Raw genomic sequence first — 25,283 nt, 5'->3', positions numbered from 1 at the left:
CGGCCGCGCATTCGCCACGCATTTACCCATTAAAATGGGCGCATGTCTTCCACTGCGTCATCCGCGCTGCTGACCTGCTTTGCGCCGGTCGTCGACCGCCATACCGAAATCCTGATCCTCGGCAGCTTCCCCGGCGAAGCCTCGCTGGCTGCGCAACAATACTACGCACACCCGCAAAACCAGTTCTGGCGCCTGCTGTCGGCCGTGTTCGACAAAGACCTCGTCGCGCTGCCGTATGCCGAGCGGCTGCTTCGTCTGAAGGCGCACCGCATCGGCCTGTGGGACGTGATCGCCGCCTGCGCGCGCGAAGGCAGCCTGGACAGTGCGATCCGCCACGCGCAGCACAACGATTTCGCGCCCCTGCGCAGGCAATGCCCGGCGCTGCGCCGCGTCTGTTTCAACGGCAAGACCTCGGGCAAACAGGCGCCGCTGTTCGCCAAAGCCGGGTTCGACACGCTGGTGCTGCCCTCGTCCTCGCCTGCCTACGCCGTGATGCGCTTCGAGCAGAAGCTCGTCCACTGGCGCGGTATCATCGCGCAACCCTGACATTCCTGAAACGATTCATGCTGATCAAACGCAAATCCATCGAAGCCGACGCCAACTCCAAGGCCGGCCCCGCCCGCAAGAAGACCGCCACGCTGTCCAGCCTCAAGCAACTGGCGACGCCGCAGCCGCGCAAGCCGCGCTATGCGCCGGTCACGCTGTCCGAACAGTTCGGCGTGCGCTACCTGCATTTCGGCACCGAGTGGGTACAGGGCGCGATGCGCATCAGCAAACCGGACTGGATCGAGCTCGAATACGCGCAGCAGATGATGGCGTGGATGCTGTTCAACGACCAGCCGCGCCACATCGTGCAGCTTGGGCTGGGCACCGGCGCACTGACCAAGTTCGCCTATCGCCGCTTTCCCGAGACACGCGTAACGGCGGTCGAACTGAATCCCGCCGTGCTGGCGATCTGCGCCTCCATGTTCAAGCTGCCACCCAACGACGAGCGGCTCAACGTGATCGAGATGGATGCGCTGGACTACGTCAACGACGCGGAACACCACGGCACCATCGATGCGCTGCAGGTTGACCTCTACGACGCCACCGCGCGCGGCCCGGTGCTCGACACGCCAGAGTTCTACAAGGCGTGCGCCGCCTGCCTGACGCCGGACGGCATCATGACCGTCAACCTGTTCGGTGACCATCCGAGCTATGCAAAGAACCTGAGCGCGATGCACTATGCCTTCGACACCGTGATCTCGCTGCCCGAGGTCCACGATGGCAACGTCATCGCGATCGCCTTCAATCGAACGCCGACACTCGACTTCCCCGCGCTCTACGAACGCGCCGCGCAGATCAAGGAGGCCACCCGGCTGCCGGCCAAATCCTGGGTCAACGGCATCAAGTCCTGGCAGACGCAGCAATAGCGCAACACTGCGCCGGAACGCGCGAAAGGCTGTGATAGCATCGACGGCATTGTCGACTTCCGGTTCCTGACATGCCCGCCGCCTCCGCAGCTTCACAACCCACCGCCGCCGACAAACCTGCCCTGCAGCCCAAGGCGCGCTCCGGCCCGCAGCGGCTGGACCTTCAGACCATCTTCAGCTGGCTGCTGGCGGATGGCATCGTCGCCAAGGACGAGGTCAAGTCGCTCTATACGCAGGCACAGGTGCTGCACAAGAATGCGAGCGTCGCCATGCATCCGCTGGTGGCGGTCGCGCAGTGCAAGCTCAAGTCCGCCGCGCCGCCGCATCGTCCGCTGACGCTCGACTGGCTGACCGAATGGCTGGCCGGCAAGGTCAAGCTGCCCTTCTTCCGCATCGACCCGCTCAAGATCGATTTCACGCGCGTGGCCGACGTCATGTCGTCGTCCTATGCGACGCGCTTCCATATCCTGCCGGTCGAGATGACGACCAACGAACTGGTGGTCGCCACCTGCGAACCCTTCGCCACCGAATGGGAAGCCGAGATCGCCAAGATCAGCCGCCGCTCGGTGAAGCTGGTGATCGCCAACCCGCTCGACATCGCGCAATACACGACGCAGTTCTTTGCGCTCGCCAAATCGATCAAGGGCGCCAAACAGCAGAACGGCCAGGATGCCGCGCTGCGCAGCAACTTCGAACAACTGGTCGAGCTCGGCAACCACAAGCAGGTCGACGCCAACGACCAGCACATCATCAACATCGTCGACTGGCTCTGGCAGTATGCGTTCGAGCAACGCGCCTCCGACATCCACCTCGAACCCAAGCGAGAACTCTGCGCGATCCGCTTCCGCATCGACGGCGTGCTGCATCAGGTCTATCAGGTGCCGCCGACCGTGATGATCGCGATGACCGCGCGCATCAAGCTGCTGGGCCGCATGGACGTGATCGAAAAACGCCGTCCGCAGGACGGCCGCATCAAGACCCGCACCAACAGCGGCGAGGAAATCGAACTGCGCCTGTCCACCCTGCCGACCGCCTTCGGCGAAAAGCTCGTGATGCGCATCTTCGATCCGGACGTGGTGGTCAAGTCGCTGCCGGAACTCGGCTTTCCACCCGACGACGCGGCGCGCTGGGACCAGCTCACCACGCGGCCGCACGGCATCATCCTCGTCACCGGCCCGACCGGCTCGGGCAAGACCACCACGCTCTACACCACGCTCAAGGCGCTGGCGACCAGCGAAGTCAACGTCTGCACGGTCGAGGACCCGATCGAAATGGTCGAAGGCTCGTTCAACCAGATGCAGGTACAGCACGGCATCGACCTTTCGTTCGCCGATGGCGTGCGCGCACTGATGCGGCAGGACCCGGACATCATCATGGTCGGCGAGATCCGCGATCTGGAAACCGCCGAGATGGCGATCCAGGCCGCATTGACCGGCCACCTCGTGCTATCGACGCTGCACACCAACGACGCGCCGTCCGCCGTGATGCGACTGCTCGAACTCGGCGTGCCCTACTACCTGCTGGAATCCACGCTGATCGGCATCATGGCGCAACGCCTGACGCGCACCCTGTGCGTGCATTGCAAGTCGCCCGATGGCGAAATCAGCAACGAGGTCTGGCACAGCCTGGTGGAAGACTGGGACATTCCCAAACCGGCCACCATCTATCGTCCGGTCGGCTGCCCCGAATGCCGCCAGACCGGCTATCGCGGCCGCACCGGCCTGTACGAACTGCTGACGGTCAGCCAGCCTTTCTCGAAAATGATCCAGGCCGAAACCGACATCCATGCCCTGCGCAAACAAAGCATTGCCGACGGCATGAAGCCGCTGCGCCTGGCCGGCGCGCTGAAGATCGTGGAAGGCACCACCACCGTGGAAGAAGTGCTGAAGGTGACGTCTGCCTTGACCTGACATGTGTTGACCTGACACCATCCGCCGCACCTGGCCGCGTCGCACCCCAAACAAAAAAGGAACCCGAAGGTTCCTTTTTTGATTTCAGCGCGATGCGGTTTCACCGCCCACTCCGGAGAGACTGTCGAAACAGTCTCCCACTCGATCAGACATTGACCGGCTCTTGGCCAGGCTTGGCGCCTGCCGGCAAGTCCTCTTCGCGGACATCGCAAATCGACAGCTCATGTTTGCGACGCATGCGGATGTTGCACAGTTCGACGATCAGCGAGAAGCCCATTGCACCGTAGATGTAGCCTTTCGGGATATGGAACTCGAGGCTTTCGGCGATCAGCACCGCACCGACGATGACCAGGAAGCACAACGCCAGCATCTTGATGCTCGGGTACTTGTTGACGAACTCGCCGATGGCCTTGGCCGAGAACATCATGATACCGACGGCGATCATGATGGCGACGATCATGATCTCGACTTCCTTGACCATGCCCACTGCCGTGATGACCGAATCGAGCGAGAACACGATGTCGATGATGGCGATCTGCAGGAGAACCATACCGAAGGTGGCTTTCTTGACTGCAGCGCCGCCTTTTTCTTCCTCTTCTTCGTGACTGCCGGACATCAATTCCTTGATCTCGACCAGCGCCTTGTAGAGCAGGAACAAGCCACCGAAGAACAGGATCAGGTCGCGCCCCGAGAAGCCCATGCTGCCAAGCGTGAAGATCGGCTCCACCAGTCCCATCATCCAGGACAAGCTCAGCAGCAGCAGGATACGGGTACCCATCGCCAGGCCCAGACCGATGATGCGGCCGCGTTGCTGCTGGTGCTTGGGCAGACGGTCAACCAGCACGGAAATGAAGATGATGTTATCGACGCCGAGCACAATCTCCAGCATCGTCAGGGTTGCCAGTGCGATCCATGCCTCCGGCGTAGTAAAGACTTGTAAAAATTCCATAATTCTCTCGAAGTGAGTTGAATGCGCACCTGTGCACATCCGGCAACTGGAGGGACTTGCCTGCCAGCACGTTTATCTGACGATTGCCCGGAGGTGAACGGCAACCGGCGTTTTCATGCGATCCGGGTAATGGCTCCTGTTCTACATCGCTGTCCTTTTTGTTGTGCTCCTCTGATGGGTAGGTGGAGCACACTCTAACGGAATCTTAACCACGTGCAAAATCGAATTTAGCGTCATTTTCATACGTAAAAACCGAATTATCACTCGATCGGATGCAGGAAAAACCGATACAGGCTACTTTTTAAGAGCAGATCGCCGCACCTGCTCATTCTTTAAAAAATCATTTAGAAACAATGACTTTACGATCAAAAAATACTGCTGGAAGTACGTCATCGCACAATCTTTTTGAATAAAACACAGATTTTCGCGATGAATTACCAAATTGCAATATATCGAGAATTTTGCACCAAAAGACGGCGTGCATTTAACACCTATTTAACGATAAGAAAAGAAAATCAGGCCAAACCGTCTGCCACGGTAGGATATTGAAGGCGCACCCCAAGCTCGGTCTTGAGGCGGCGATTGGAAAGACGGCGGGACTCCGTCAGGAAGGACCACATGGCCGGCGTGACCTGCGCCTGCAACTGGTCGCGCGGCAGGCGCGGCGGGCGCGGCAGACGGTGGGCATCGGCCACTGCATCGAAGTAGTCGGCCATCTTCATGTCCGAATCGTCAACGGCGTGATAGATGCGCTGTGGCTGCAGGCGCCGCATGGCGGCCACCACAGTGCGCGCCAGATCGTCGGCGTGGATGTGGTTAGTATGCACGTCGTCCGCTTCAGCCAGCGCCGGAATCCCCTTCTGCAGGCGTTCCAGCGGCAGGCGGTCGCCGGCATAGATGCCGGGCACGCGCACGATCGCCAGCCGCGAACCGGAGCGGCGCGCCCAGGCACGCAGGGAGCGTTCAGCGTCAACACGGCGCACCGCGCGCGCATTGCGCGGCTGAACGGGACGCGTCTCGTCCACCAGCGCGCCGCCGCAATCGCCATAGACGCCCGAGGTGCTGACATAAACCAGCGTGGTGCGCTCGGGTAGAATGGCGGTCACGTGGCGGGTGCGGCGATCGATCGCGCCTTCCGGCTGCGGCGGCGCCAGATGCAGGACCGTCGGTGCCAGCTGCGCCAGGCGCGCCAGCGTGGCCGGCCGGTCCAGATCGGCCAGCAGCGGAATCGCCCCGGCATCGCGCAGCGTCTGCATGCGTTCGCGCTGCGTGGTCACGGCAAAGATGCGGTAGCGACCGCGCAGCAGCGCCACGATGCGCAGGCCGACGTCGCCGCAGCCGATTATCAGCAGGCGCGGCTTGCCGAGCGCGTGTCCCGCATGGTTGTAATGAGTTTGCATGTTCAGGATTGTATGACGTTCCAAGTTACCGTTAAGCCCAGCGGCCGGCAGTTTCCCTGCGAAGCCGACGAAACCATTTTGAATGCCGCGATCCGCGCCGGCATCGGCCTGCCCTACGGCTGCAAGAACGGCGCCTGCAGCACCTGCCGCGGCAGCGTCCTCGAAGGCGACGTGCATCACGGCCCACATCAGGAGCGCGCGCTGTCGGCCGCCGACGAAGCCAAGGGCTTCGCCCTGTTCTGCTGCGCCAAACCCTATACCGATCTCGTCATTGAATCGCGCGAGGTGCTCGGCGTAGGTGAATTCCCGACCAAGAAGCTGCCGTCGCGCGTGGTGAAGATGGAACGGATCGGCGAGGACGTGATGGTACTGTCGCTGCAGCTGCCGGCCAACGAACGCCTGCAGTACCGCGCCGGCCAGTACATCGAATTCCTGCTGAAGGATGGCAAGCGCCGCAGCTACAGCCTGGCCAACGCACCACATTCCGACGAACACCTGACGCTGCACATCCGCCACATGCCCGGCGGACTGTTCACCGATCACGTATTCAACGTCATGAAGGAACGCGAGATCCTGCGCTTCGAGGGACCGCAGGGTACCTTCTTCCTGCGCGAGGATTCGCGCAAGCCGATGGTGCTGCTGGCGTCCGGCACCGGCTTCGCGCCGATCAAGGCCATCGTCGAGCAAGCCATCTACGAACGCAGCGAACGACCGATGCTGCTGTACTGGGGTGGCCGCCGCCCGCGCGACCTCTACATGCACGCGCTGTGCGAGGAGTGGGCGCGCACGTTGCCGCACTTCCGCTACGTGCCGGTGATCTCGCACGCGCTGCCGGAAGACGGCTGGCAGGGCCGTACCGGCTTCGTGCACCGTGCCGTGATGGAAGACCTGCCCGACCTGTCCGGCCACCAGGTCTATGCCTGCGGCACGCCAGCCATGGTGGAAGCAGCCCAGGACGATTTCAGCAAGGTCTGCGGCCTGCCGCGCGACGAATTCTATGCCGACGCCTTCACCTCGGAAGCGGATCTGCACAAGGGCATGATCGGCTAACGCCAAGGCCCGCGTCCACGAAAGGTTTTGACGCTCGCGGCAAAACGCCTTACTATTTCCGCATGAAATCGACCGCCCAAGCCTTGCGACGCCGCGCCATCCCGCCACACCGGATGCCCTGCGCCTAGGCTTTTGCCGATCATCGAGCCACAGGAGCATCCTGTGGCTTTTTTTTCGTTTACTGTTTGTCTGTTTTTGTTTCACGCGTCGCGAACAATCACGGCGCTTTGTCATCCAATCGTCATCTTTCGCTCAGGAGCACCCGCAATGGAATTCAGCCAGTATGCCGTCGATAAACTGATGGTCATCACCAACCGTCCGCCGCTCGTTTTCGTGGAGGGCGACGGCATGTGGCTGACCGACAATAACGGCAAGCGCTACCTCGACTACCTGCAGGGCTGGGCCGTCAACTGCCTCGGCCACTCGCCGCAATGCATCCACGATGCGCTGGCAGCGCAATCGAAGAAGCTGATCAATCCGTCGCCGGCTTTCTATAACGAACCGTCGATTGAACTGGCCAGGCTGCTGACCGACAACTCCTGCTTCGACCGCGTGTTCTTCGCCAACAGCGGCGCAGAAGCCAACGAAGGTGCCTTCAAACTTGCGCGCAAATGGGGCAAGGTCAACAAGAACGCCGCCGGCGAGAACCGCTACGAGATCATCACCTTCGACCACAGCTTCCACGGCCGCACCATCGCCGCCATGTCGGCCAGCGGCAAGGCCGGCTGGGACACCATCTTCGCGCCGCAGGTGCCGGGCTTCCACAAGGCCGTGCTCAACGACATCGCCAGCGTCGAGAAGCTCATCACCGACAAGACCGTGGCCGTCATGCTGGAACCGGTGCAGGGCGAAGCCGGCGTGATCCCCGCCACGCGCGAATTCATGCAGGCACTGCGCACGCTGACGAAGGAGCGCAACCTGCTGCTGATCGTCGATGAAGTACAGACCGGAATGGGCCGCTGCGGCGACCTGTTCGCCTACCAGTTGTCCGGCATCGAGCCCGACATCATGACGCTCGGCAAGGGCATCGGCGGCGGCGTGCCGCTGGCAGCGCTGCTGGCGCGCGAGGAAGTCGCCGTCTTCGAAGCCGGCGAACAGGGCGGCACCTACAACGGCAACCCGGTCATGACCGCGGTCGGCGTCGCCATCGCGCGCGAACTGCTGGCGCCGGGTTTCCTGCAATCGGTCAAGGACAAGGGCGCCTACCTGAGCCAGGAACTGCTCAAGCTGTCGGACAAGCACGGCCTGGCCGGCGAACGTGGCGAAGGCCTGCTGCGTGCACTGCAGCTCGGCAAGGACATCGGCCCGCAGATCGTCGATCGCGCACGCGACCTCGAGCCCTTCGGCCTGCTGCTCAACTCGCCCCGCCCGGACCTGCTGCGCTTCATGCCGTCGCTCAACGTCAGCAAGGAAGAACTCGACCAGATGCTGGCGCTGCTGTCCGACGTGCTGACCTCGCTGGGCCACTGACGATGCAGGGGCCGGAGCCGATCATGAACGGCCGGCGCGGACTCGTCCTCGCGCTGGCTTCCGTCGCCCTGCTCGCCGCCTGCGGTACGCCGGCACCGACCCGGCGCGCCAAGGTCAAGCCCATCCTCTACGAACCGCAACCCGTCAGCGAGAAAGGCAACGAGGTCGCGCTCTACGCGATGGGCCTGATCGACATCGGCTACCAGTTCGGCGGCAAGAACCCGGAAGCCGGCCTCGACTGCAGCGGCATGGTGTCGTACATCTACGGCAAGGCGGTCGGCATCCGGATCACCGGCAGCGCCGCCGACATCGCGCGCCGCGGCCGCGAGATCGATCCGCGCACGCTGCGCCCCGGCGACCTGGTCTTCTTCAACACGCTGAACCGGCCGTTCTCGCACGTGGGTGTCTATATCGGCGACGGCCGTTTCATCCATGCGCCGTCGAGTCGCGGCCGCGTGCGCATCGAACGCATGGACAACGTCTATTTCGCGCCGCGCTTCGAAATGGCGCGCACCTATTTCGACTGAATTTACGGAAGGCCGCCGCATGTCGCAAAAGCCTGACGACCACCGCATCTGCTTCATCGGCGACTCCTTCGTGCAGGGCACCGGCGACCCGCTCTGCCTCGGCTGGGCCGGACGGCTGGCGCAACGCGCCGTCGCGAACGGATTCAGGCTCACCCACTACAACCTCGGCATTCGCCGCAACACCAGCCGCGACATCGCCACGCGCTGGCTGGCCGAATGCACGGCGCGCCTGCCTGCCGGGTGCGTGCCTCACGCCGTGTTTTCCTTCGGCGTCAACGACACCATGATGGAGAACGGCACGCGCCGCATCGAGGAAGCGGAAAGCATCGCCAACTTCCGCATCATCTTGCAGGAAGCCGCGTCGCGTTATGCGGTCCTCGCGGTCGGGCCACCGCCAATGCCCGACGACGCGCACCTGCAACGCATCGCGCAACTGGACCGGCAATTCGCCCTCCATGCCGCGGAATGTGGGATTCCCTATCTATCGGTATGGCAGGCGCTGCGCGACGATGCACACTGGCTGGACGAAGCACGCGCCGACGATGGCGCGCATCCGGGCAGGCGCGGCTATGACAGGCTGGCGGCGCTGGTGGAGGAGTGGGACAAGTGGTGGTTCAAGAAATAGATCGGCACGGCCGTTCGCATAACCGTCAGGCAATCCAGACCAGCAAGATGCCAACCGCGGCAGGCAATGCCTGCACGAACAGGATTTTCCGGCTGGCGGTGCATGCACCGTAAATGCCCGCGACCAATATACAGCCGAGGAAGAACAGCTTGATGCAGAAGCCATCAGCTCCGGCAAGCAAGCCCCAGATCAACCCGGCCGCGAGGAAACCGTTGTACAGACCCTGATTGGCCGCCATGACGCGCGTGGCTTCGGCCTGCTCCGGCGTCATGCCGAAGGCCTTGCGGCCGGCCGGTCTGGTCCACAGGAACATCTCCAGCACGAGTATGTAAATGTGTACGAGCGCAATCAGCGCCACGACCAGATCGGCAAGCAGAGTCACGACGCGCGGTCCTGCGCGTAGGAGGCGAACTGGATACCCAGCTTGTATTCGAGACTTTCACCGAGGCGCGGTCCGATTCCCGGCAACAGCGAGCGCAGGTTGCGCGGGAACTGCCGCAGTTCTTCTCGCATTTCCCGCAAGGTGCGCTCCGCGGTTTCCTCATCCATGCCGTCCGACAAACTCTGCCGGCAACGCACCACCATCTGCAGCAGGCCGTCCGTAAAATTCTCCAGCCCTTCGTCGTAGGTTTCTCGCAGCAGCGAAATCAGCTGGTCATAGACGATCAGCAGCTTGCCGAGCTCGGCTGCGGGCGTCGTATCGGGGAAAGTGCGCCGTACAGGACGCTTGAAGGGCAGAACGTTACTGCCGTACGGGATATGTTCAGTCATGATGGGCCAAGCCTTATGCCAAGCTGCACGAGAAGAATCTGTTCCTTTTGCTTGGAACACATTTCTCTTCATTAATTTCAAGGAAACTGCAAACGCCGAAAAAAATCAAGCAATATCCGCGCCGTGACGCGCCATGCGGCATATTCGCATCGATCCGGTTGGGAAGCCTGACTTACGCCAAACTTGCAAGCCGGCTCTCGGCTGCACGCCATGACAAGCTGGACTTCATACGGCAAAATCGCAGTTCGTCATGCGGTAGCCGTCGTCAGCAGGGCATTCAGTGCGCGCGCATCGGCCACCGCCGCACCAACCGCCGTATTATCGAAGACGCACCAGGTCTGCGCGCCCTGCTCCTGCGCCAATCGCAACCGAACCGACAACGCCTGCAGCAGCGCCGACGCATAGGCCGAGTAGTAAACGCGCGGCGAGCCGTGCAGACGCACGTACTGCAACCCGGCCCAGCCGCCCGGCACTTCTCCACCAGCATGCAATACCGGATCGGCCAGCACGCGCGCAATCCAGCGCTCCTTCAGCAACACCTCGGCGGCAGATGTAAACCAGGTCGCATGACGCGGTTCCAAGGCCAGCGGTCCTGCGTGACGATGACGCAGTAGATCGAGAAAGGCGGCAGCCGTTTCCATATCGAACACGAGGCTGGGTGGCAGCTGGACCAGAATGCAACCCAGCTTTTCTCCCAGGCCGGCCACTTCATCCAGGAAACGGAACAATGGCTGGTCCGCCTGCCGTAGCCGCAGTTCATGCGTGATGGTTCTGGGCAGCTTGACCGAGAAGCGAAAACCCGCAGGCACGCTCTGTGCCCAACGCACATAGGTTTGCGGCTGATGCGGCCGATAGAAGGACGAATTGATTTCGACTGCATTGAAGACCGCCGCGTAGCGCGTCAGGTGCGTGCCCTCGGCAGAAAAGTGCGGCCATTCGACACGTGGCAGGCTCCAGCCCGCGCAGCCGATGCGCGGCTCCGGTGCAGGTAAAGAGTCGGTAGCCATGATCCATGGAATGGCAGCCAGACCTTTTTGTTCCCGCCGGCCATGTCATCTGGCAAATCGCCCGGCCGCGATCCCAACGATATTCAGGTCTTGCTGAACCGACGACCCGCGTATTCCGTTTCAGCGCAAACGACTGATCTGCAACGCAAACGCATCCACCGCATTCCAGTCGGTGAACTCGACCACGGCGTCAGGCGCAGTCGGCCCGTTCGTCATCCACATGATGAACCGGATCATCTGCTTGTCGATGAAGCGGTATCTTGAATAGTCGATCTTCCCCGCGAAAATCGCCGCCAGACGGGGAGACCAGTTGGCCTTATGAACGAACTTCCTGAAGTAGGCATTCCCGGCCGGCGTATCCTTGCCCGCCTTGCGTGCGACGGCACTGACGGAGAAGAAGGCACTTGGCATGCGTGTGAGAACCGCGTGGTGCCGTGCAATGAATTCGTACAGGAATGGCCTGTGCTTGCCGTAGCGGATGCTCGCGCCGATCACGATGCTGTCGAACTCGCTGCAATCCAGTTCAAGCCCCTCCTCGACGGAGATCAAGGTGAGCTGATGTCCATGGTCTTTCAGCGATTGCCGGATACGCTGACAAATCTTCAGCGTATGTCCATCGACGGTGGAATACACGATCAGTGTGCGTGTAATGGAATGCAGCATGACAACGCCTGTTTCAACTCCTGCGACATGGCAGCAAAGGCCCGAATCGGTTATCGGAAGCAATCTCGCACAAGGTTTCAATCGCCAAAATAAACGGCAAAACCGACACCGCCTTGCCAGGTATCGGCATAACCGCCAAGACGATGACGAACGCCAAAGTCCAGTTGCACACGCGGCGTGATCTGCCAGGTCAGACCAGCGCCGCCCATGCTGCCATGACCAAGACCGTCTTGGTGCTGCGCCGCCAGTTCGATGTACATGCCCAGCGCCGGATCCAGTTCCCAGCTGCTATTGACGGCCAACATCTGATTGTCGTTGTCGCCATGCACCGCTTCCAGGTAAAGACCGAGGGCATGATCCGCGTTGCGCTGCCAATTGACGCTGGCCCCCAACAGATATTGATCTCTTTCGGCACGAAACGCCCGCGCTCCGTCGGCAAATTCAACACTGCCGAGCACCCCCCAACTGACATCGCCCGCACTGGATGGGGAAAATTTCACCGCGAGCGAGGTATCGGCACGCCCGTCAGCGGCCTGGCCTGATCCCTTGAGTCGATTCCAGCCCGTGCCGAGTTGCAACTCCAGTGAATGGCCGATGCCCAATCGCAAAAGAGTATTAGCGTTGTACAGCGAAATGCCATCTGCACGGCTCCAGTCAGGCAACCCCTGCTCCAGCATGAAATCACCACGTTGAAGCACGGCAGGAGTAAATCCCAGACCAGGGCGATCGTATCCCGGATTGTTCTCGACCTGCGCCAGCGCCGACATACTCGCGACCATTCCCAGGCACAAAACCAGGGCAGAACGCGTCACCGACCTATTCTGCCTCCCCAAGCGCATGAACTCTCCATCCACACATGTCGATTATCCAATCTGACGGTTTAAGCAACCGGTATGTTCTGGCGCATCTTGAGTTTGCCAAGATACAGGTCAGAAGCGTGATACTTCACTCCGTACCAGACCAGGAACTGATTGATTCCCGATGACCCGATGCACGTTTCGAAAACCAGGCATGGATCAGCCCTGCCTGATAGAACGCCACCGGTCCGGCAAAGCCGGCCGCCTGAATGATGGACGCTACCTCTGCAGGCGGCAGTATGGCAACATCCTTTGCGTAGGCCGCACGCATCTGCTCCAGTCCCGCTGCCGGAACACCTGCCGCCAGCATCATGTCCAGCCAGGTCTCGAGAAGCGCATCGTACTCATGCGAATTCACGTCCGCCGCCAGATCGGAACTCACCAGTATTCCTTCCGGCTTGAGCCTTGCCGCAATCGATTGAAAGAAACCGGTGCGCGCTTCCCACTCCAGGATAAATTGCGACACCAGAAAACATGTCGCCGCGTCGAATCCACCCTGCACGGGCAACGATTCCAGATATCCCTCGTGAAACTGGCAGCGCGATACGAAACCGCCCTTCTCGGCCTTCCTGCGGCAAACGTCGAGCATGGCGCCGGAAGGCTCCACGGCCGTGAATGTCCATTGCGGATGGTGCCGGGCAAGGTAGTCGATTTCTTCGCCGGTACCCGCACCGACACAGAGAATGCGCGCATCCTCCGGCAACTTGGCGAATACCGCTTCCAGCAAGAAGTGCAATGCATCGCGGATGGGTGCGGTCTTTGCCCATCGTTCGTCATAGCTGGAAGCCTGTTGGTCGAAGATGGCTTTGATTTCTTCATCTCGCATAAAGATGTCCTATTACCTTCCTTTAGCATCCTAATATTTATTAGGCTACATCTAACAATCATTTGACTGTTGCTTTGTGTTTACGTGGTTCTACTCTAACCATCTTCCCTTCTCGCATCAGTATTCCTAGAACACTCCATGCCAGATAATCTTTTGAGCCCCCCAAATAGTCGCTTTGGAGTCCAAGTACCTTTGACGCATCCGAATTTAGTATTCCATCTGAATTAGCCTGCGCAAGCTCAAGAATGGACGACTTAAGTAATTCCAGACCAATTTGTGCTTTCTCCACCACACCAGAAGGAACAACTAGACCCTTCCGTATCTTCTTAGAAGATCCAGCCGGGACAACCGAGTTCGTAAGTGAACCACCAGTAGCCTCTGTGCCAAAAGCAGAAATTAGTTCAGACTCGAGCTTTAATGCCTGATGCTCTGTTAAATCGTCAGCCAATACTGTGGTCAACACCTCATAACCTGATGAAACTATCTCCGCTATGCGGTGCCCTTTTCGCGTTGAATCAATATTTAAAGTATGTTCCCATGCCCGTACTCCCGTCCCCTTACCAATATAGAACGGCGTTGCCGGCGTCGCACGAGGGTCTTTCAGTGCATAGATGTAATAAGGATTCACAATGAATGTCCGCTAAAAATGCGCGTCAGTTTTTTAGATTCACTAAACCCTTAATCTAACGATGCACATTAAGGGCCGCATCATCATAAGATTTTGATCTCCCGCAGGTCAATCCAGATAAGGCAACCCAAAAAGAAAGCGGCGCATTGCGCCGCTTGTTTTCTAGCTTATTTCTTCCGTACCGGAGGTAAATCAGTGCATACGCCTTCATACACTTCCGCCGCCATCCCGATCGACTCACCCAGCGTCGGGTGCGGATGGATCGTCTTGCCGATATCGACCGCGTCGGCGCCCATCTCGATCGCCAACGCGATCTCGCCGATCATGTCGCCGGCATGCGTCCCGACGATGCCGCCGCCGACGATGCGGTGCGTTTCGGCGTCGAACAGCAGCTTGGTGAAACCCTCGTCGCGGCCGTTGGCGACGGCACGACCGGAAGCGGCCCACGGAAACAGGCCTTTTTCGAGCCTGATGCCCTTGACCTTGGCTTCTTCCTCGGTGATGCCGACCCATGCCACTTCGGGATCGGTGTAGGCGACCGACGGGATCACGCGCGCGTCGAAGTAGGATTTCTCGCCGGCGGCTGCTTCGGCGGCGACGTGGCCTTCGTGCACCGCCTTGTGCGCGAGCATGGGCTGGCCGACGATGTCGCCAATCGCGTAGATGTGGTGGATGTTGGTGCGCATCTGCGCATCGACTTCGATGAAGCCGCGCTCGGTGACCGCCACGCCCGCGTTCTCGGCGCCGATCTTCTTGCCGTTGGGACTGCGGCCGACGGCCACCAGCACCAGGTCATAGACCTGCGGTTCCGGTGCGGCGACGGAAGAATCGGCAGCCTCGAAAGAAACCTTGATGCCTTCCTTGAGCGCTTCGACGGCGACTGTCTTGGTCTTCAGCATGATCTTGTCGAAGCGCTTCTCGTTGAACTTCTGCCAGACCTTGACGAGGTCGCGGTCGGCGCCCTGCATCAGGCCGTCCATCATCTCGACCACGTCGATGCGTGCACCGAGCGTGGAATAGACGGTCGCCATCTCGAGGCCGATGATGCCGCCGCCGATGACGAGCATGCGCTTGGGCACGCTGCGCAGTTCGAGCGCACCGGTGGAGTCAACGATGCGCGGATCTTCGGGCACGAACGGCAGGTTCACGACCGAGGAGCCGGCGGCGATGATGGCCTGCTTGAACTGCACGACCTTCTTGCCTTCCGCCGTCGTCACTTCGATGTGGTTGGCGCCGACGAACTGGCCGACACCCTGCACCACGTTGACCTTGCGCGCACGCGCCATGCCGGCCAGACCGGTGGTCATCTTGCCGATGACTTTTTCCTTGTGGCCGCGCAGCTTGTCGATATCGATCTCGGGCTTGCCGAAGGTGACGCCGTGCGAGGCCATGGCCGCCGCTTCGTCGATCACGGCCGCCACATGCAGCAGTGCCTTGGATGGAATACAGCCGACGTTGAGGCAGACGCCGCCGAGCGTGGCATAGCGTTCGACCAGCACGGTCGAGAGGCCGAGGTCGGCGGCGCGGAACGCAGCCGAGTAGCCGCCGGGACCGCCGCCGAGCACCATGATGTCGCATTCGATATCGGCCTTGCCACCGAAGCTGGCAGCTGCCGGTGCCTGCGCAGGCTTGCTCTCTTGCGCGGGCGCAGGCGTGGCCGGGGCGACCGGCTTGCTGGCCGACGGCGCGGGCTTTTCTTCGGGCGCAGCAGCAGGTGCTTCCTCGCCTGCGGTTTCCAGTACCAGCAGCGGCGAGCCTTCGCTGACCTTGTCGCCGAGCTTGATTTTGAGTTCCTTGACGACGCCGGCATGGCTCGACGGAATCTCCATGCTGGCCTTGTCGGACTCGACCGTGATCAGCGACTGGTCGGCCTTGACCGTGTCGCCGACGCTGACCAGCACTTCGATGATCTCGACTTCCTTGAAGTCGCCGATGTCCGGCACGTTGACGTCGATCGTGCCGCCACCGGCAGCAGGCTTGGCTGCGGCAGGCGCCGGCGCAACAGCGGGAGCAGCCGCAGGAGCGGCGGCCTTCTCTTCCTTCTTCGGCTCGGCCGGCTTTTCAGCCAGTTTATCGGCAGACTTGGCGGCCGGCGCTTCTGCTGCACCTTCGGCTTCGAGCACCAGCAGCAGCGAACCTTCGCTGACCTTGTCGCCGAGCTTGACCTTCATTTCCTTGATCACGCCGGCATGGCTGGACGGGATTTCCAGGCTGGCCTTGTCGGATTCGACGGTGATCAGCGATTGTTCTGCCTTGACGGTATCGCCCACGCTTACCAGCACTTCGATGATTTCCACATCCTTGAAATCGCCGATGTCCGGGACTTTCACTTCAATCGTGCTCATCGCTTTCGCTCCGTATTTATTGTGTCGTCACGCGTGACGGTTCGTATCTGTAATGGTTACGCTTCGGGCAGCGGCTGCATCGGGAAGCTCACGATGCGGAAAGGCCCTGCCGAGCTCTTGTCGAACTCGGCGCCGGCGTTGACGCCGATCTCGGCGATCTCGCGCGCCGTCTCGCACTTGTCGTAGGCAGCATACATCGCGCCCAGCGCAAAGTTGCGGCCGCTGCCGATGCCCCAGAAGCGGTCAAAGCTGAACACTTCGCGGTAGGAATAGACACCGAAGATGCCGTAGGGATTGGCGACCAGCGCTGCGATCTGCGATGACTCGTACGGGTCGTCGTCCTCTTCCTTTGTGTTCAGGAAGAACTGTTCCTTCAGGATCTGGTGCACCTTGGAAAAGGTGTCGAACACCTCGTCGCGCGTGTTGAGCTTGCAGTCTTCGGCCATGCCCGTCAGCAACTTGCGCATGACGGGGAAATGCGCGGCGGTGCCGGCCAGCGTGACCCACGAATCGCCAACCTCGAACATCTTGTTGTTGGCTTCGTAGGCATGCGACAGGCGGGTGTCGCCGAAGGTGACGAGCGAATCGCTGGCGATCGCGATCTCATTGTTCTTCTTGACGACGACGCAGGTAGTCATGCGCCGTTCCTCAGATCAGCGACTTGCGCAAATCTGCCAGCACTTCGCTCAGGTAGGTGACGAAGCGTGCACCCTGCGCACCGTCGATCACGCGGTGATCGTAGGACAGCGACAGCGGCATGATCAGGCGCGGCACGAATTCCTTGCCGTTCCAGATCGGCTTCATCTGCGTCTTGGACAGGCCGACGATCGCCACTTCCGGCGCGTTGATCAGCGGCGTGAAGTAGGTGCCGCCAATGCCGCCCAGCGACGAGATGGTGAAGGTCGCGCCCTGCATGTCGGCGCCCTTGAGCTTGCCTTCGCGCGCCTGCGCCGACAGCTCGCCCATTTCCTTCGCGATCTCGGTGACGCTCTTCTTGTCGGCATCCTTGACCACCGGTACCACGAGGCCGTGCGGCGTGTCGGCCGCAAAGCCGATGTTGTAGTACTGCTTGAGGATCAGGTTTTCGCCGTTCTCGTCGAGCGAGGAATTGAATTCCGGATGCTTCTTCAGCGCAGCCACGCAGGCCTTGATGACGAAGGCCAGCAGCGTCAGCTTGACGCCGGTTTTGCCGAGCTTCTCGTTGCTTTCCTTGCGCAGCGCTTCGAGTTCGGTCACGTCGGTTTCGTCGTACTGCGTGACGTGCGGGATCATGACCCAGTTGCGGTGCAGGTTGGGGCCGCTGATCTTCTTGATGCGCGACAGCGGCTCGATGGTGGTCGGACCGAACTTGGAGAAATCCAGCGACGGCCATGGCAGCAGGCCGAGACCGCCGCCGTCCGCCTTGGCGGCAGGCGCCGCCGCAGGTGCGGCAACCGGCGCGGCCGACAGTGCCGACTTGACGAAGGATTGCACGTCTTCCTGCGTGATGCGGCCCTTGGGACCGGTGCCGTTCACCTTGCCGAGATCGACGCCGAGTTCGCGCGCGAACTTGCGGATCGACGGCGAGGCGTGTGCCTTGCTGTCGGCGCGCGTGGCCGGCGCGTGGCTGGCGGATGCAGCTGCCGCAGGTGCAGCAGCGGCGGCCTTCGGCGCTTCAGGCTGCGGTGCCGGCTTGGGTGCTTCTTCCTGTTTGGGTGCTTCGGCCTTGGGTGCGGCCGGCTCAGGTGCGGCCGGTGCCGGCTCTTCCTTCACGGCCTGCTTGGCTTCTTCTGCCTTCGGTGCCGCTTCCTCGGCTTCCAGCGTCAGCACCAGCGAACCTTCGCTGATCTTGTCGCCGAGCTTGACCTTGAGTTCCTTGACCACGCCGGCATGGCTGGATGGAATCTCCATGCTGGCCTTGTCGGATTCGACCGTGATCAGCGACTGATCGACCGTTACCTTGTCGCCGGGTTGCACCAGCACCTCGATGATTTCCACATCCTTGAAATCGCCGATGTCCGGAACCTTGATTTCCACCATGCTCATCTTTTATCTCCGCTCGTTTGCCGCTCGTTTACATGTTGTGCGCCTGGGCTCGACGGGCGGGTGCTGCATGCACCCTGCCCGTCGTCATGCATCCGGCGACGGAAAATGTTTTTCTGGAGTTACTGCGTGACCGGGTTGGCCTTGTTCGGATCGATGCCGTACTTCTTGATGGCATCGGCGACCACGCTCTTCTCGATCGCACCTTCGTCGGCCAGCGTCTTCAACGCTGCGATGGTCACGAAGTAGCGGTTGACCTCGAAGAACTCGCGCAGCTTGGCACGGCTGTCGGAACGGCCGAAACCGTCGGTACCCAGCACCTTGTACGAGCGGCCTTTCGGGATGAAGGCGCGCACCTGTTCGGCGTACGTGCGCATGTAGTCGGTCGCCACCACGATCGGGCCGGTGGTGCCCTGCAGCGATTCGGTAACGTGCGCCACGCGCGGCGTCTTGGCGGTCGGGTTCAGCATGTTCCAACGTTCGACGTCCTGGCCGTCGCGCGCCAGCAGCGTGAACGACGGTGCCGACCAGATATCGGCCGTGATGCCCCAGTCGTCGCGCAGCAGGTCGGCAGCGGCGATGACTTCGCGCAGGATGGTGCCGGAGCCCATGAGTTGCACGCGCTGCTTGGCTTTCTTCGGACCTTCCTGCAACAGGTAAAGACCCTTGAGGATGTTCGCTTCCTGGCCTTCCTTCAGGCCCGGCTGCGCGTAGTTCTCGTTCATCACGGTGATGTAATAGAACACGTCTTCCTGGTTCTGCACCATGCGCCTCAGACCATCCTGCAGGATCACGGCGATTTCGTGCGCGAAGGTCGGGTCGTAGGGGACGCAGTTCGGAATCGTCGAAGCCATGATGTGGCTGTGACCGTCCTCGTGCTGCAGGCCTTCGCCGTTCAGCGTGGTGCGACCGGCGGTGCCGCCGAGCAGGAAGCCGCGCGCGCGCATGTCGCCCGCCGCCCAGGCCAGGTCGCCAATGCGCTGCAGGCCGAACATCGAGTAGAAGGTGTAGAACGGCACCATCACGCGGTTGTTGGTCGAGTACGAGGTCGCGGCAGCGATCCACGATGCCATGGCGCCGGCTTCGTTGATGCCCTCTTGCAGGATCTGGCCGGCCTTGTCTTCGCGGTAGTAGCTGACCTGATCCTTATCGACCGGCTCGTAGAGCTGGCCGTCCGGGTTGTAGATGCCGATCTGGCGGAACAGGCCTTCCATGCCGAAGGTGCGCGACTCATCGACCAAGATCGGCACCACGCGCTTGCCGAGGTTGGCGTCGCGCAGCAGGATGGTCAGGAAGCGTACATAGGCTTGCGTGGTCGAAATCTCGCGGCCTTCGGCGGTCGGATCGAGGATCGCCTTGAAGGTCGCCAGTTCCGGCACGGGCAGCTTTTCGTCGGCTTGCGTGCGGCGCTGCGGCAGGTAGCCGCCGAGCGCCTTGCGGCGTTCGTGCAGGTATTTGATTTCGGGCGCATCGTCGGCCGGCTTGTAGAACGGCACGTCGGGCAAATGTTCATCCGCGATCGGCAGTGCGAAGCGGTCGCGCATTTCGCGCACGGCTTCGTCGTCGAGCTTCTTGGTCTGGTGCGCGGTGTTGCGTGCCTCGCCCGACTTGCCCATGCCGTAACCCTTGACGGTCTTGACCAGCAGCACGGTCGGCTGACCCTTGTGTTCCTGCGCGGCCTTGAAGCCGGCGTAGATCTTGTGCGGATCGTGACCGCCGCGCAGCAGGTGCCAGATGTCGTCGTCGGACATGCGCGAAACCATTTCCAGCAGCTTCGGATGCTTGCCGAAGAAGTGCTTGCGCACGTAGGCGCCGTCCTTGGCCTTGTAGTTCTGGTATTCGCCGTCCAGCGTTTCCATCATCACGCGCTGCAGGATGCCTTCCTTGTCCTTGGCCAGCAGCGGATCCCAGTTGGAACCCCAGATGACCTTGACCACGTTCCAGCCGGCGCCGCGGAATTCGCCTTCGAGTTCCTGGATGATCTTGCCGTTGCCGCGCACCGGGCCGTCGAGACGTTGCAGGTTGCAGTTGACGACCATCACGAGGTTGTCGAGCTTCTCGCGGCCAGCCACGCCGATCGCGCCCATCGACTCGACTTCGTCCATCTCGCCGTCGCCGCAGAAGACCCAGACCTTGCGGTTGTCGGTCTTGGCGACTTCACGTGCGTGCAGATATTTGAGGAAACGTGCCTGATAGATCGCCATCAGCGGGCCCAGGCCCATGGAGACCGTCGGGAACTGCCAGAAGTCCGGCATCAGTTTCGGATGCGGGTAGGACGACAGGCCGTTGCCGTCAACTTCGCGGCGGAAATTCAGCAGCTGCTCTTCCGACAGGCGGCCTTCGAGGAAGGCGCGCGCATAGACGCCGGGCGACGAGTGGCCCTGGATATAGATCAGGTCGCCGCCGTGGTCTTCGGTCGGGGCGTGCCAGAAATGGTTGAAGCCGGTGCCCAGCATGTTGGCCAGCGAGGCGAAGCTGGAGATATGGCCGCCGAGGTCGCCATCGGCACGGTTGGCCTTGACCACCATCGCCATCGCGTTCCAGCGCATCCACGAGCGCAGGCGTTCTTCGTATTCGAGATTGCCCGGCGAATTGACGCCCAGATCGGCCGGGATGGTATTGACGTAGGCGGTCGTCGGCGAAAACGGAATCTGCGCGCCGCGGCGGCGAGCCAGATCGATCAGGCGCTCCACCAGATAGTGGGCACGGTCCGGTCCCTCGTGCTCGATGACGGATTCGAGGGCATCGAGCCACTCCTGGGTTTCCATGACGTCGGGATCATTGGCGGCTTGTGCCAATACCTGGTCGATCTGGGCTGACATAATGAGTCTCCTGATTTTTGATGCCGTCTTTTGTAAAAACGGGCGAATGTTAGAACCGATAGCGCATTGTCATGCGAACGGCTCGGAGTTTAACAGCAGTTTTTATGATTTCCAAATGGCGATATCATTTTCCACAATGCGAAATTTACGTACCTAATCGCCTCTTTCCGGAAGAAATCGCCTGCACGTCAATGCGCCGCAAAACAGCATGCAGGGACCGCAAAAACAGGCCTGCGACAGCACGCCTATATAATCAGTCTCCTGTTTGCATTTCTTCCCTCTGTTCCAACTTCCATCATTTCATTCATGACCGCACAAATCATTGACGGCAATCAGCTTTCCCAACAACTCCGCGCCGACGTCGCCAAACGCGCCGCCGCTCTGACCGCCAAGGGCAAGCAGCCCGGCCTGGCGGTGATCCTGGTCGGCGAGGACCCGGCATCCCAGGTATATGTGCGCAACAAGGTCAAGGCCTGCGAGGACAACGGCCTGTATTCCCTGCTGGAGAAATACGATGCCGAACTCAGCGAAGCCGACCTGTTGACCCGCATTGCCGATCTGAACAACGATTCGAAGATCCACGGCATCCTGGTGCAAATGCCGCTGCCGAAGCACATCGATCCGACCAAGGTGATCGAAGCCATCTCGCCGCGCAAGGACGTCGATGGCTATTCGGTATTGAGCGCCGGCGAACTGCTGACCGGCCTCGGCGGCTTCCGTCCGTGCACGCCCTACGGCTGCATGAAGCTCATCGAAAGCACCGGCGTCAGCCTGAAAGGCAAGCACGCGGTCGTGATCGGCCGCAGCAACACGGTCGGCAAGCCGATGGCGCTGCTGCTCTTGCAAGCCAACGCGACCGTCACCATCTGTCATAGCGGAACGCCGGATCTCGGCTATCACACGCGTCAGGCCGACGTGGTGGTGGCCGCCACCGGTCGCCGCAACACGCTGACGGCCGACATGGTCAAGCCGGGCGCGGTCGTGATCGACGTCGGCATCAACCGCGACGACAACGGCAAGCTCTGCGGCGACGTGGATTTCCACGCGATCAAGGAAGTCGCCGGCCACATCACGCCGGTCCCCGGCGGCGTCGGCCCCATGACCATCACCATGCTGCTCGTCAATACGATCGAGGCGGCGGAAAGAGAACTTTGATGAATATTGCCCTGAATCCCCTGCTCGACTTTTCCGACCTGCCGCGCTTCGAGGCGATCAAGCCCGAATACATCGGCCCCGCCATCGACGGCCTGCTCGACGAGTGCCGCAATGTGGTCAAGGAGCTCGAAGTGCGCAGCGCACAGGTCACGTGGGAAAATTTCGTCGAGCCGCTGGAAGACGTGACCGAAAAGCTGGGTCGCGCCTGGGGCATCGTCGGCCATCTGAACGCGGTAGTGGATACGCCAGAACTGCGCGCCGCCTATAACGAGAACCAGCCCAAGATCACCGAGTTCTGGACCGAGCTGTCGCAAAACCTGACGCTGTTCACCAAGTACAAGGCGCTGCAGCTCGGCCCCGACTACGCCGGCTATTCGCCCGCGCGCAAGAAGATCATCGAGAACGCAGTGCGCGACTTCCGCCTCGGCGGCGCCGAACTGAGCGACGAGCAGAAGCCGCGCTTCGCCGAGATCCAGGAAAAACTGGCGGCGCTGCAGACCAAGTTCTCCGAAAACATCCTCGACGCCACCAACGACTACGCGCTGTTCGTCGAGGACGAAGCCGAACTCGCCGGCCTGCCCGACGACGCCAAGCAGGCCGCGCGCGCCGCTACCGAAAAGGATGGCAAGCCCGGCTACAAGTTCACGCTGCATTTCCCGTCCTATTTCCCGGTGCTGCAATACGCGGACAGCCGCAAGCTGCGCGAAACGATCTATCGCGCCAACGCCACCAAGGCGTCGGATCAGGCAAGCGATCATCCGGAATGGGACAACACGCAGAACATCGTAGAGATTCTCAAGCTGCGCGACGAGGAAGCAAAACTGCTGGGCTACGCCAACTACGCCGAAGTCTCGCTGGTGCCCAAGATGGCGCAATCGCCGGCCGAAGTCATCGCCTTCCTCGAAGACCTCGCCAAACGCGCGCGTCCGTATGCGGAGAAGGATCTGCAGGAACTGCGCGACTTCGCCGCCGGGGAACTCGGCATCGCCGATCTGCAGGCGTGGGACGCCACCTACGTTTCGGAAAAACTGCGCGAACAGCGCTATGCGTTCTCCGAGCAGGAAGTCAAACAGTACTTCCCCGAAGACAAGGTGGTCGCCGGCCTGTTCCGCACCATCGAAACCCTGTTCTCGGTCGCCATCAAGCCCGACAGAGCGCCGGTCTGGCACAAGGACGTCAAGTTCTTCCGCATCGAAAAGGACGGCAAGCTGATCGGCCAGTTCTATCTCGATCTGTATGCGCGCAACGGCAAACGCGGCGGCGCCTGGATGGACGACGCACGCGGCCGCCGCCGCATTGCCACCACCAGCGGCAAGGACGGCATCCAGACGCCGGTCGCCTACCTGACCTGCAACTTCACCGAACCGATGACGGTCAACGGTAAGCTCAAGCCTGCCTATTTCACGCACGACGAAGTCATCACGCTGTTCCATGAATTCGGCCACGGCCTGCACCACATGCTCACGCAAGTCGATGAGCTCGGCGTGTCCGGTATCTCGGGCGTCGAATGGGATGCGGTCGAACTGCCGTCGCAATTCCTCGAGAACTTTTGCTGGGAATGGGACGTGCTGCAGAACATGACCGCGCATGCCGAAACCGGTCAGCCGCTGCCGCGTGCGCTCTACGACAAGATGATCGCCGCCAAGAACTTCCAGTCCGGCCTGCAGACGCTGCGCCAGGTCGAGTTCGCGCTGTTCGACATGCACATCCACCACGACGTCGATCCGGCCGGCACGCAAAGCGTGCAGGACGTGCTCGACCAGGTGCGCGCGCAAGTCTCGGTGATGCCGCCGCCGGCCTTCAACCGCTTCCAGCATTCGTTCTCGCACATCTTCGCGGGCGGCTATGCAGCCGGCTACTACAGCTACAAGTGGGCCGAGGTGCTGTCGGCCGACGCATACGGCGCCTTCGAGGAAGCCGGCAAGGCCGAAGGCAACGTGCTGTCACGCAATACCGGTGCGCGCTTTCTGCAGGAAATCCTCGCCATGGGCGGCTCGCGCCCGGCGATCGAATCGTTCAAGGCCTTCCGCGGCCGCGAACCGTCGATCGATGCACTGTTGCGCCACAGCGGCATGGCAGCCTAGTACTGCGCGCCACCGCTTCACAAAAAGGCGGTGGCGGCGCATACTCGGCCGATTGATGTCATCCCGGCATCAAATAATAAAATCAACATCAATCGGCGCCTCCTCGGCGCAAAGGAGACCTGGAATGCACCACAGATCCTCATTGCTGTTGTTGTCCCTGCTGTTTTCCGCCACTGCCCACGCCCAGCTTTACAAATCCGTCGGTCCCGACGGCAAGATCACCTACAGCGACACCCCGCCCCCGACAAAGGGCACCAAGGTCGAAAAGACCATCGGCACCACCGCTGCGACGCCTTTCCCCTACGAACTCGCTGAAGCCGCACGCAAGCATCCGGTCACGCTCTACACCACGGCGAACTGCCCGGCCTGCGATGACGGACGCAATACGCTCAACATACGCGGCATCCCGTTCGCCGAAAGAACGGTGCAGACCAATGAAGACATCGCCCGCCTCAAGCAGGTCGGTGGCTCACAGGAATTGCCCTTTCTCACGATAGGCGCCAACAAGGAAAGCGGCTATGAACACGACCGCTGGAACCACGCGCTGTCGGCGGCCGGCTATCCGTCCAACAGCCATTTGCCACGCAATTACCGCAATCCCGCCCCGCAGCCGGCGGCACCCCAACCGGCTCCCGTTGCCGCCAAGCCTGCAGCTGACACACCAGCCGGCAAGGAAGCAGCCCCCCCCGACAGCCCTCCGGCAGCCGCGGGCAACGCGCCGCCCGGTTTCCGGTTCTAGGGATCGCACCGGCCGGGCAAT

General features: G+C 61.3%; 23 protein-coding genes. 10 read left to right on the top strand and 13 right to left on the bottom strand.

Annotated features, from left to right (window positions below; all coding sequences use genetic code 11):
* The first annotated feature begins 66 nt into the window (after positions 1-66).
* From IEV38_RS09355 to tfpB, 3 genes are all read left to right on the top strand, one after another.
* Complete coding sequence (locus IEV38_RS09355; RefSeq protein WP_371869864.1) at positions 67-546, top strand: DNA-deoxyinosine glycosylase; 480 nt, start codon at positions 67-69, stop codon at positions 544-546.
* Between the two features lie 17 nt (positions 547-563).
* The gene (locus IEV38_RS09350; RefSeq protein ID WP_188395908.1) at positions 564-1,412 is read left to right on the top strand and encodes a spermine/spermidine synthase domain-containing protein; all 849 of its coding nucleotides are present in this window, start codon (positions 564-566) and stop codon (positions 1,410-1,412) included.
* Between the two features lie 71 nt (positions 1,413-1,483).
* On the top strand, positions 1,484-3,322 hold the full coding sequence (gene tfpB / locus IEV38_RS09345; protein ID WP_188395907.1) for a type IV pilus assembly ATPase TfpB: 1,839 nt from the start codon (positions 1,484-1,486) through the stop codon (positions 3,320-3,322).
* A gap of 145 nt (positions 3,323-3,467) precedes the next feature.
* Here tfpB and IEV38_RS09340 read toward each other — a convergent pair whose 3' ends face one another.
* Entirely contained in the window at positions 3,468-4,271 is an 804-nt protein-coding gene (locus tag IEV38_RS09340; protein WP_188395906.1) for a TerC family protein, read from the bottom strand.
* Positions 4,272-4,786: 515 nt separating this feature from the next.
* On the bottom strand, positions 4,787-5,671 hold the full coding sequence (locus tag IEV38_RS09335) for an NAD-dependent epimerase/dehydratase family protein (RefSeq protein WP_229728958.1): 885 nt from the start codon (positions 5,669-5,671) through the stop codon (positions 4,787-4,789).
* A 12-nt stretch (positions 5,672-5,683) separates the two neighbouring features.
* Between IEV38_RS09335 and IEV38_RS09330 the strand changes: the two genes are divergently transcribed.
* The 4 genes from IEV38_RS09330 (at position 5,684) to IEV38_RS09315 (ending at position 9,343) form a co-directional block, all read left to right on the top strand.
* Positions 5,684-6,721 carry a CDP-6-deoxy-delta-3,4-glucoseen reductase gene (locus IEV38_RS09330; RefSeq protein ID WP_229728957.1) on the top strand — a complete coding sequence of 346 codons (1,038 nt, stop codon included), beginning with the start codon at positions 5,684-5,686 and terminating at the stop codon, positions 6,719-6,721.
* A gap of 267 nt (positions 6,722-6,988) precedes the next feature.
* The gene (locus tag IEV38_RS09325; RefSeq protein ID WP_188395903.1) at positions 6,989-8,191 is read left to right on the top strand and encodes an acetylornithine transaminase; all 1,203 of its coding nucleotides are present in this window, start codon (positions 6,989-6,991) and stop codon (positions 8,189-8,191) included.
* A 23-nt stretch (positions 8,192-8,214) separates the two neighbouring features.
* Positions 8,215-8,718, top strand: coding sequence for a C40 family peptidase (locus IEV38_RS09320; RefSeq protein WP_188395902.1), 504 nt, complete (start codon positions 8,215-8,217; stop codon positions 8,716-8,718).
* A 19-nt stretch (positions 8,719-8,737) separates the two neighbouring features.
* Complete coding sequence (locus tag IEV38_RS09315) at positions 8,738-9,343, top strand: DUF459 domain-containing protein (protein ID WP_188395901.1); 606 nt, start codon at positions 8,738-8,740, stop codon at positions 9,341-9,343.
* A gap of 25 nt (positions 9,344-9,368) precedes the next feature.
* Here IEV38_RS09315 and IEV38_RS09310 read toward each other — a convergent pair whose 3' ends face one another.
* From IEV38_RS09310 to aceE, 11 genes are all read right to left on the bottom strand, one after another.
* Positions 9,369-9,725, bottom strand: coding sequence for a DUF1304 domain-containing protein (locus IEV38_RS09310; RefSeq protein WP_188395900.1), 357 nt, complete (start codon positions 9,723-9,725; stop codon positions 9,369-9,371).
* Positions 9,722-10,114 (bottom strand): hypothetical protein, encoded by a 393-nt coding sequence (locus tag IEV38_RS09305; protein WP_188395899.1) that lies wholly within the window; start codon positions 10,112-10,114, stop codon positions 9,722-9,724. The genes IEV38_RS09310 and IEV38_RS09305 overlap by 4 nt, the downstream gene beginning before the upstream one ends.
* A 248-nt stretch (positions 10,115-10,362) precedes the next feature.
* Positions 10,363-11,121: a DUF72 domain-containing protein gene (locus IEV38_RS09300; RefSeq protein WP_188395898.1), complete on the bottom strand. Its 759-nt coding sequence runs from the start codon at positions 11,119-11,121 to the stop codon at positions 10,363-10,365.
* A 120-nt stretch (positions 11,122-11,241) separates the two neighbouring features.
* Positions 11,242-11,784 (bottom strand): menaquinone-dependent protoporphyrinogen IX dehydrogenase, encoded by a 543-nt coding sequence (gene hemG / locus IEV38_RS09295; RefSeq protein ID WP_188395897.1) that lies wholly within the window; start codon positions 11,782-11,784, stop codon positions 11,242-11,244.
* Positions 11,785-11,861: 77 nt separating this feature from the next.
* Positions 11,862-12,551 (bottom strand): hypothetical protein, encoded by a 690-nt coding sequence (locus tag IEV38_RS09290; protein WP_229728956.1) that lies wholly within the window; start codon positions 12,549-12,551, stop codon positions 11,862-11,864.
* A gap of 178 nt (positions 12,552-12,729) precedes the next feature.
* Positions 12,730-13,467: a class I SAM-dependent methyltransferase gene (locus IEV38_RS09285; RefSeq protein WP_188395895.1), complete on the bottom strand. Its 738-nt coding sequence runs from the start codon at positions 13,465-13,467 to the stop codon at positions 12,730-12,732.
* 58 nt (positions 13,468-13,525) lie between these two features.
* Entirely contained in the window at positions 13,526-14,095 is a 570-nt protein-coding gene (locus IEV38_RS09280) for a GIY-YIG nuclease family protein (RefSeq protein WP_188395894.1), read from the bottom strand.
* Between the two features lie 167 nt (positions 14,096-14,262).
* The gene (lpdA, locus tag IEV38_RS09275; RefSeq protein WP_188395893.1) at positions 14,263-16,440 is read right to left on the bottom strand and encodes a dihydrolipoyl dehydrogenase; all 2,178 of its coding nucleotides are present in this window, start codon (positions 16,438-16,440) and stop codon (positions 14,263-14,265) included.
* 56 nt (positions 16,441-16,496) lie between these two features.
* Positions 16,497-17,078, bottom strand: coding sequence for an Ntn hydrolase family protein (locus tag IEV38_RS09270; protein WP_188395892.1), 582 nt, complete (start codon positions 17,076-17,078; stop codon positions 16,497-16,499).
* 10 nt (positions 17,079-17,088) lie between these two features.
* On the bottom strand, positions 17,089-18,465 hold the full coding sequence (locus IEV38_RS09265; RefSeq protein ID WP_188395891.1) for a dihydrolipoyllysine-residue acetyltransferase: 1,377 nt from the start codon (positions 18,463-18,465) through the stop codon (positions 17,089-17,091).
* Between the two features lie 119 nt (positions 18,466-18,584).
* Positions 18,585-21,284, bottom strand: a complete 2,700-nt coding sequence (gene aceE, locus IEV38_RS09260; protein WP_188395890.1) for a pyruvate dehydrogenase (acetyl-transferring), homodimeric type — start codon at positions 21,282-21,284, stop codon at positions 18,585-18,587.
* A gap of 306 nt (positions 21,285-21,590) precedes the next feature.
* On the opposite strand from aceE, the gene folD reads away from it, so the two are divergent.
* The 3 genes from folD (at position 21,591) to IEV38_RS09245 (ending at position 25,262) form a co-directional block, all read left to right on the top strand.
* Positions 21,591-22,439 (top strand): bifunctional methylenetetrahydrofolate dehydrogenase/methenyltetrahydrofolate cyclohydrolase FolD, encoded by an 849-nt coding sequence (gene folD / locus IEV38_RS09255; protein WP_188395889.1) that lies wholly within the window; start codon positions 21,591-21,593, stop codon positions 22,437-22,439.
* Positions 22,439-24,523: a M3 family metallopeptidase gene (locus IEV38_RS09250; protein WP_188395888.1), complete on the top strand. Its 2,085-nt coding sequence runs from the start codon at positions 22,439-22,441 to the stop codon at positions 24,521-24,523. Before folD ends, IEV38_RS09250 begins: the two co-directional genes overlap by 1 nt.
* A 124-nt stretch (positions 24,524-24,647) precedes the next feature.
* Positions 24,648-25,262 carry a glutaredoxin family protein gene (locus IEV38_RS09245; protein WP_188395887.1) on the top strand — a complete coding sequence of 205 codons (615 nt, stop codon included), beginning with the start codon at positions 24,648-24,650 and terminating at the stop codon, positions 25,260-25,262.
* The last annotated feature ends 21 nt before the right edge of the window (positions 25,263-25,283 follow it).

Origin of the sequence: Oxalicibacterium flavum, from assembly GCF_014635065.1 — a bacterium.
Classification (GTDB): Bacteria; Pseudomonadota; Gammaproteobacteria; order Burkholderiales; family Burkholderiaceae_D; genus Oxalicibacterium; species Oxalicibacterium flavum.
The sequence above is the reverse complement of the archived record's forward strand: the minus strand, read 5'-3'. Positions and strand labels throughout refer to the sequence as shown.

Coding starts and splice junctions, on each gene's coding strand:
- IEV38_RS09350 (WP_188395908.1), top strand. CDS start 564: ATGCTGATCAAACGCAAATCCATCGAAGCCGACGCCAACTCCAAGGCC.
- tfpB (WP_188395907.1), top strand. CDS start 1,484: ATGCCCGCCGCCTCCGCAGCTTCACAACCCACCGCCGCCGACAAACCT.
- IEV38_RS09340 (WP_188395906.1), bottom strand. CDS start 4,271: ATGGAATTTTTACAAGTCTTTACTACGCCGGAGGCATGGATCGCACTG.
- IEV38_RS09335 (WP_229728958.1), bottom strand. CDS start 5,671: ATGCAAACTCATTACAACCATGCGGGACACGCGCTCGGCAAGCCGCGC.
- IEV38_RS09330 (WP_229728957.1), top strand. CDS start 5,684: ATGACGTTCCAAGTTACCGTTAAGCCCAGCGGCCGGCAGTTTCCCTGC.
- IEV38_RS09325 (WP_188395903.1), top strand. CDS start 6,989: ATGGAATTCAGCCAGTATGCCGTCGATAAACTGATGGTCATCACCAAC.
- IEV38_RS09320 (WP_188395902.1), top strand. CDS start 8,215: ATGAACGGCCGGCGCGGACTCGTCCTCGCGCTGGCTTCCGTCGCCCTG.
- IEV38_RS09315 (WP_188395901.1), top strand. CDS start 8,738: ATGTCGCAAAAGCCTGACGACCACCGCATCTGCTTCATCGGCGACTCC.
- IEV38_RS09305 (WP_188395899.1), bottom strand. CDS start 10,114: ATGACTGAACATATCCCGTACGGCAGTAACGTTCTGCCCTTCAAGCGT.
- IEV38_RS09300 (WP_188395898.1), bottom strand. CDS start 11,121: ATGGCTACCGACTCTTTACCTGCACCGGAGCCGCGCATCGGCTGCGCG.
- hemG (WP_188395897.1), bottom strand. CDS start 11,784: ATGCTGCATTCCATTACACGCACACTGATCGTGTATTCCACCGTCGAT.
- IEV38_RS09290 (WP_229728956.1), bottom strand. CDS start 12,551: ATGTCGGCGCTGGCGCAGGTCGAGAACAATCCGGGATACGATCGCCCT.
- IEV38_RS09285 (WP_188395895.1), bottom strand. CDS start 13,467: ATGCGAGATGAAGAAATCAAAGCCATCTTCGACCAACAGGCTTCCAGC.
- lpdA (WP_188395893.1), bottom strand. CDS start 16,440: ATGAGCACGATTGAAGTGAAAGTCCCGGACATCGGCGATTTCAAGGAT.
- IEV38_RS09270 (WP_188395892.1), bottom strand. CDS start 17,078: ATGACTACCTGCGTCGTCGTCAAGAAGAACAATGAGATCGCGATCGCC.
- IEV38_RS09265 (WP_188395891.1), bottom strand. CDS start 18,465: ATGAGCATGGTGGAAATCAAGGTTCCGGACATCGGCGATTTCAAGGAT.
- aceE (WP_188395890.1), bottom strand. CDS start 21,284: ATGTCAGCCCAGATCGACCAGGTATTGGCACAAGCCGCCAATGATCCC.
- folD (WP_188395889.1), top strand. CDS start 21,591: ATGACCGCACAAATCATTGACGGCAATCAGCTTTCCCAACAACTCCGC.
- IEV38_RS09250 (WP_188395888.1), top strand. CDS start 22,439: ATGAATATTGCCCTGAATCCCCTGCTCGACTTTTCCGACCTGCCGCGC.
- IEV38_RS09245 (WP_188395887.1), top strand. CDS start 24,648: ATGCACCACAGATCCTCATTGCTGTTGTTGTCCCTGCTGTTTTCCGCC.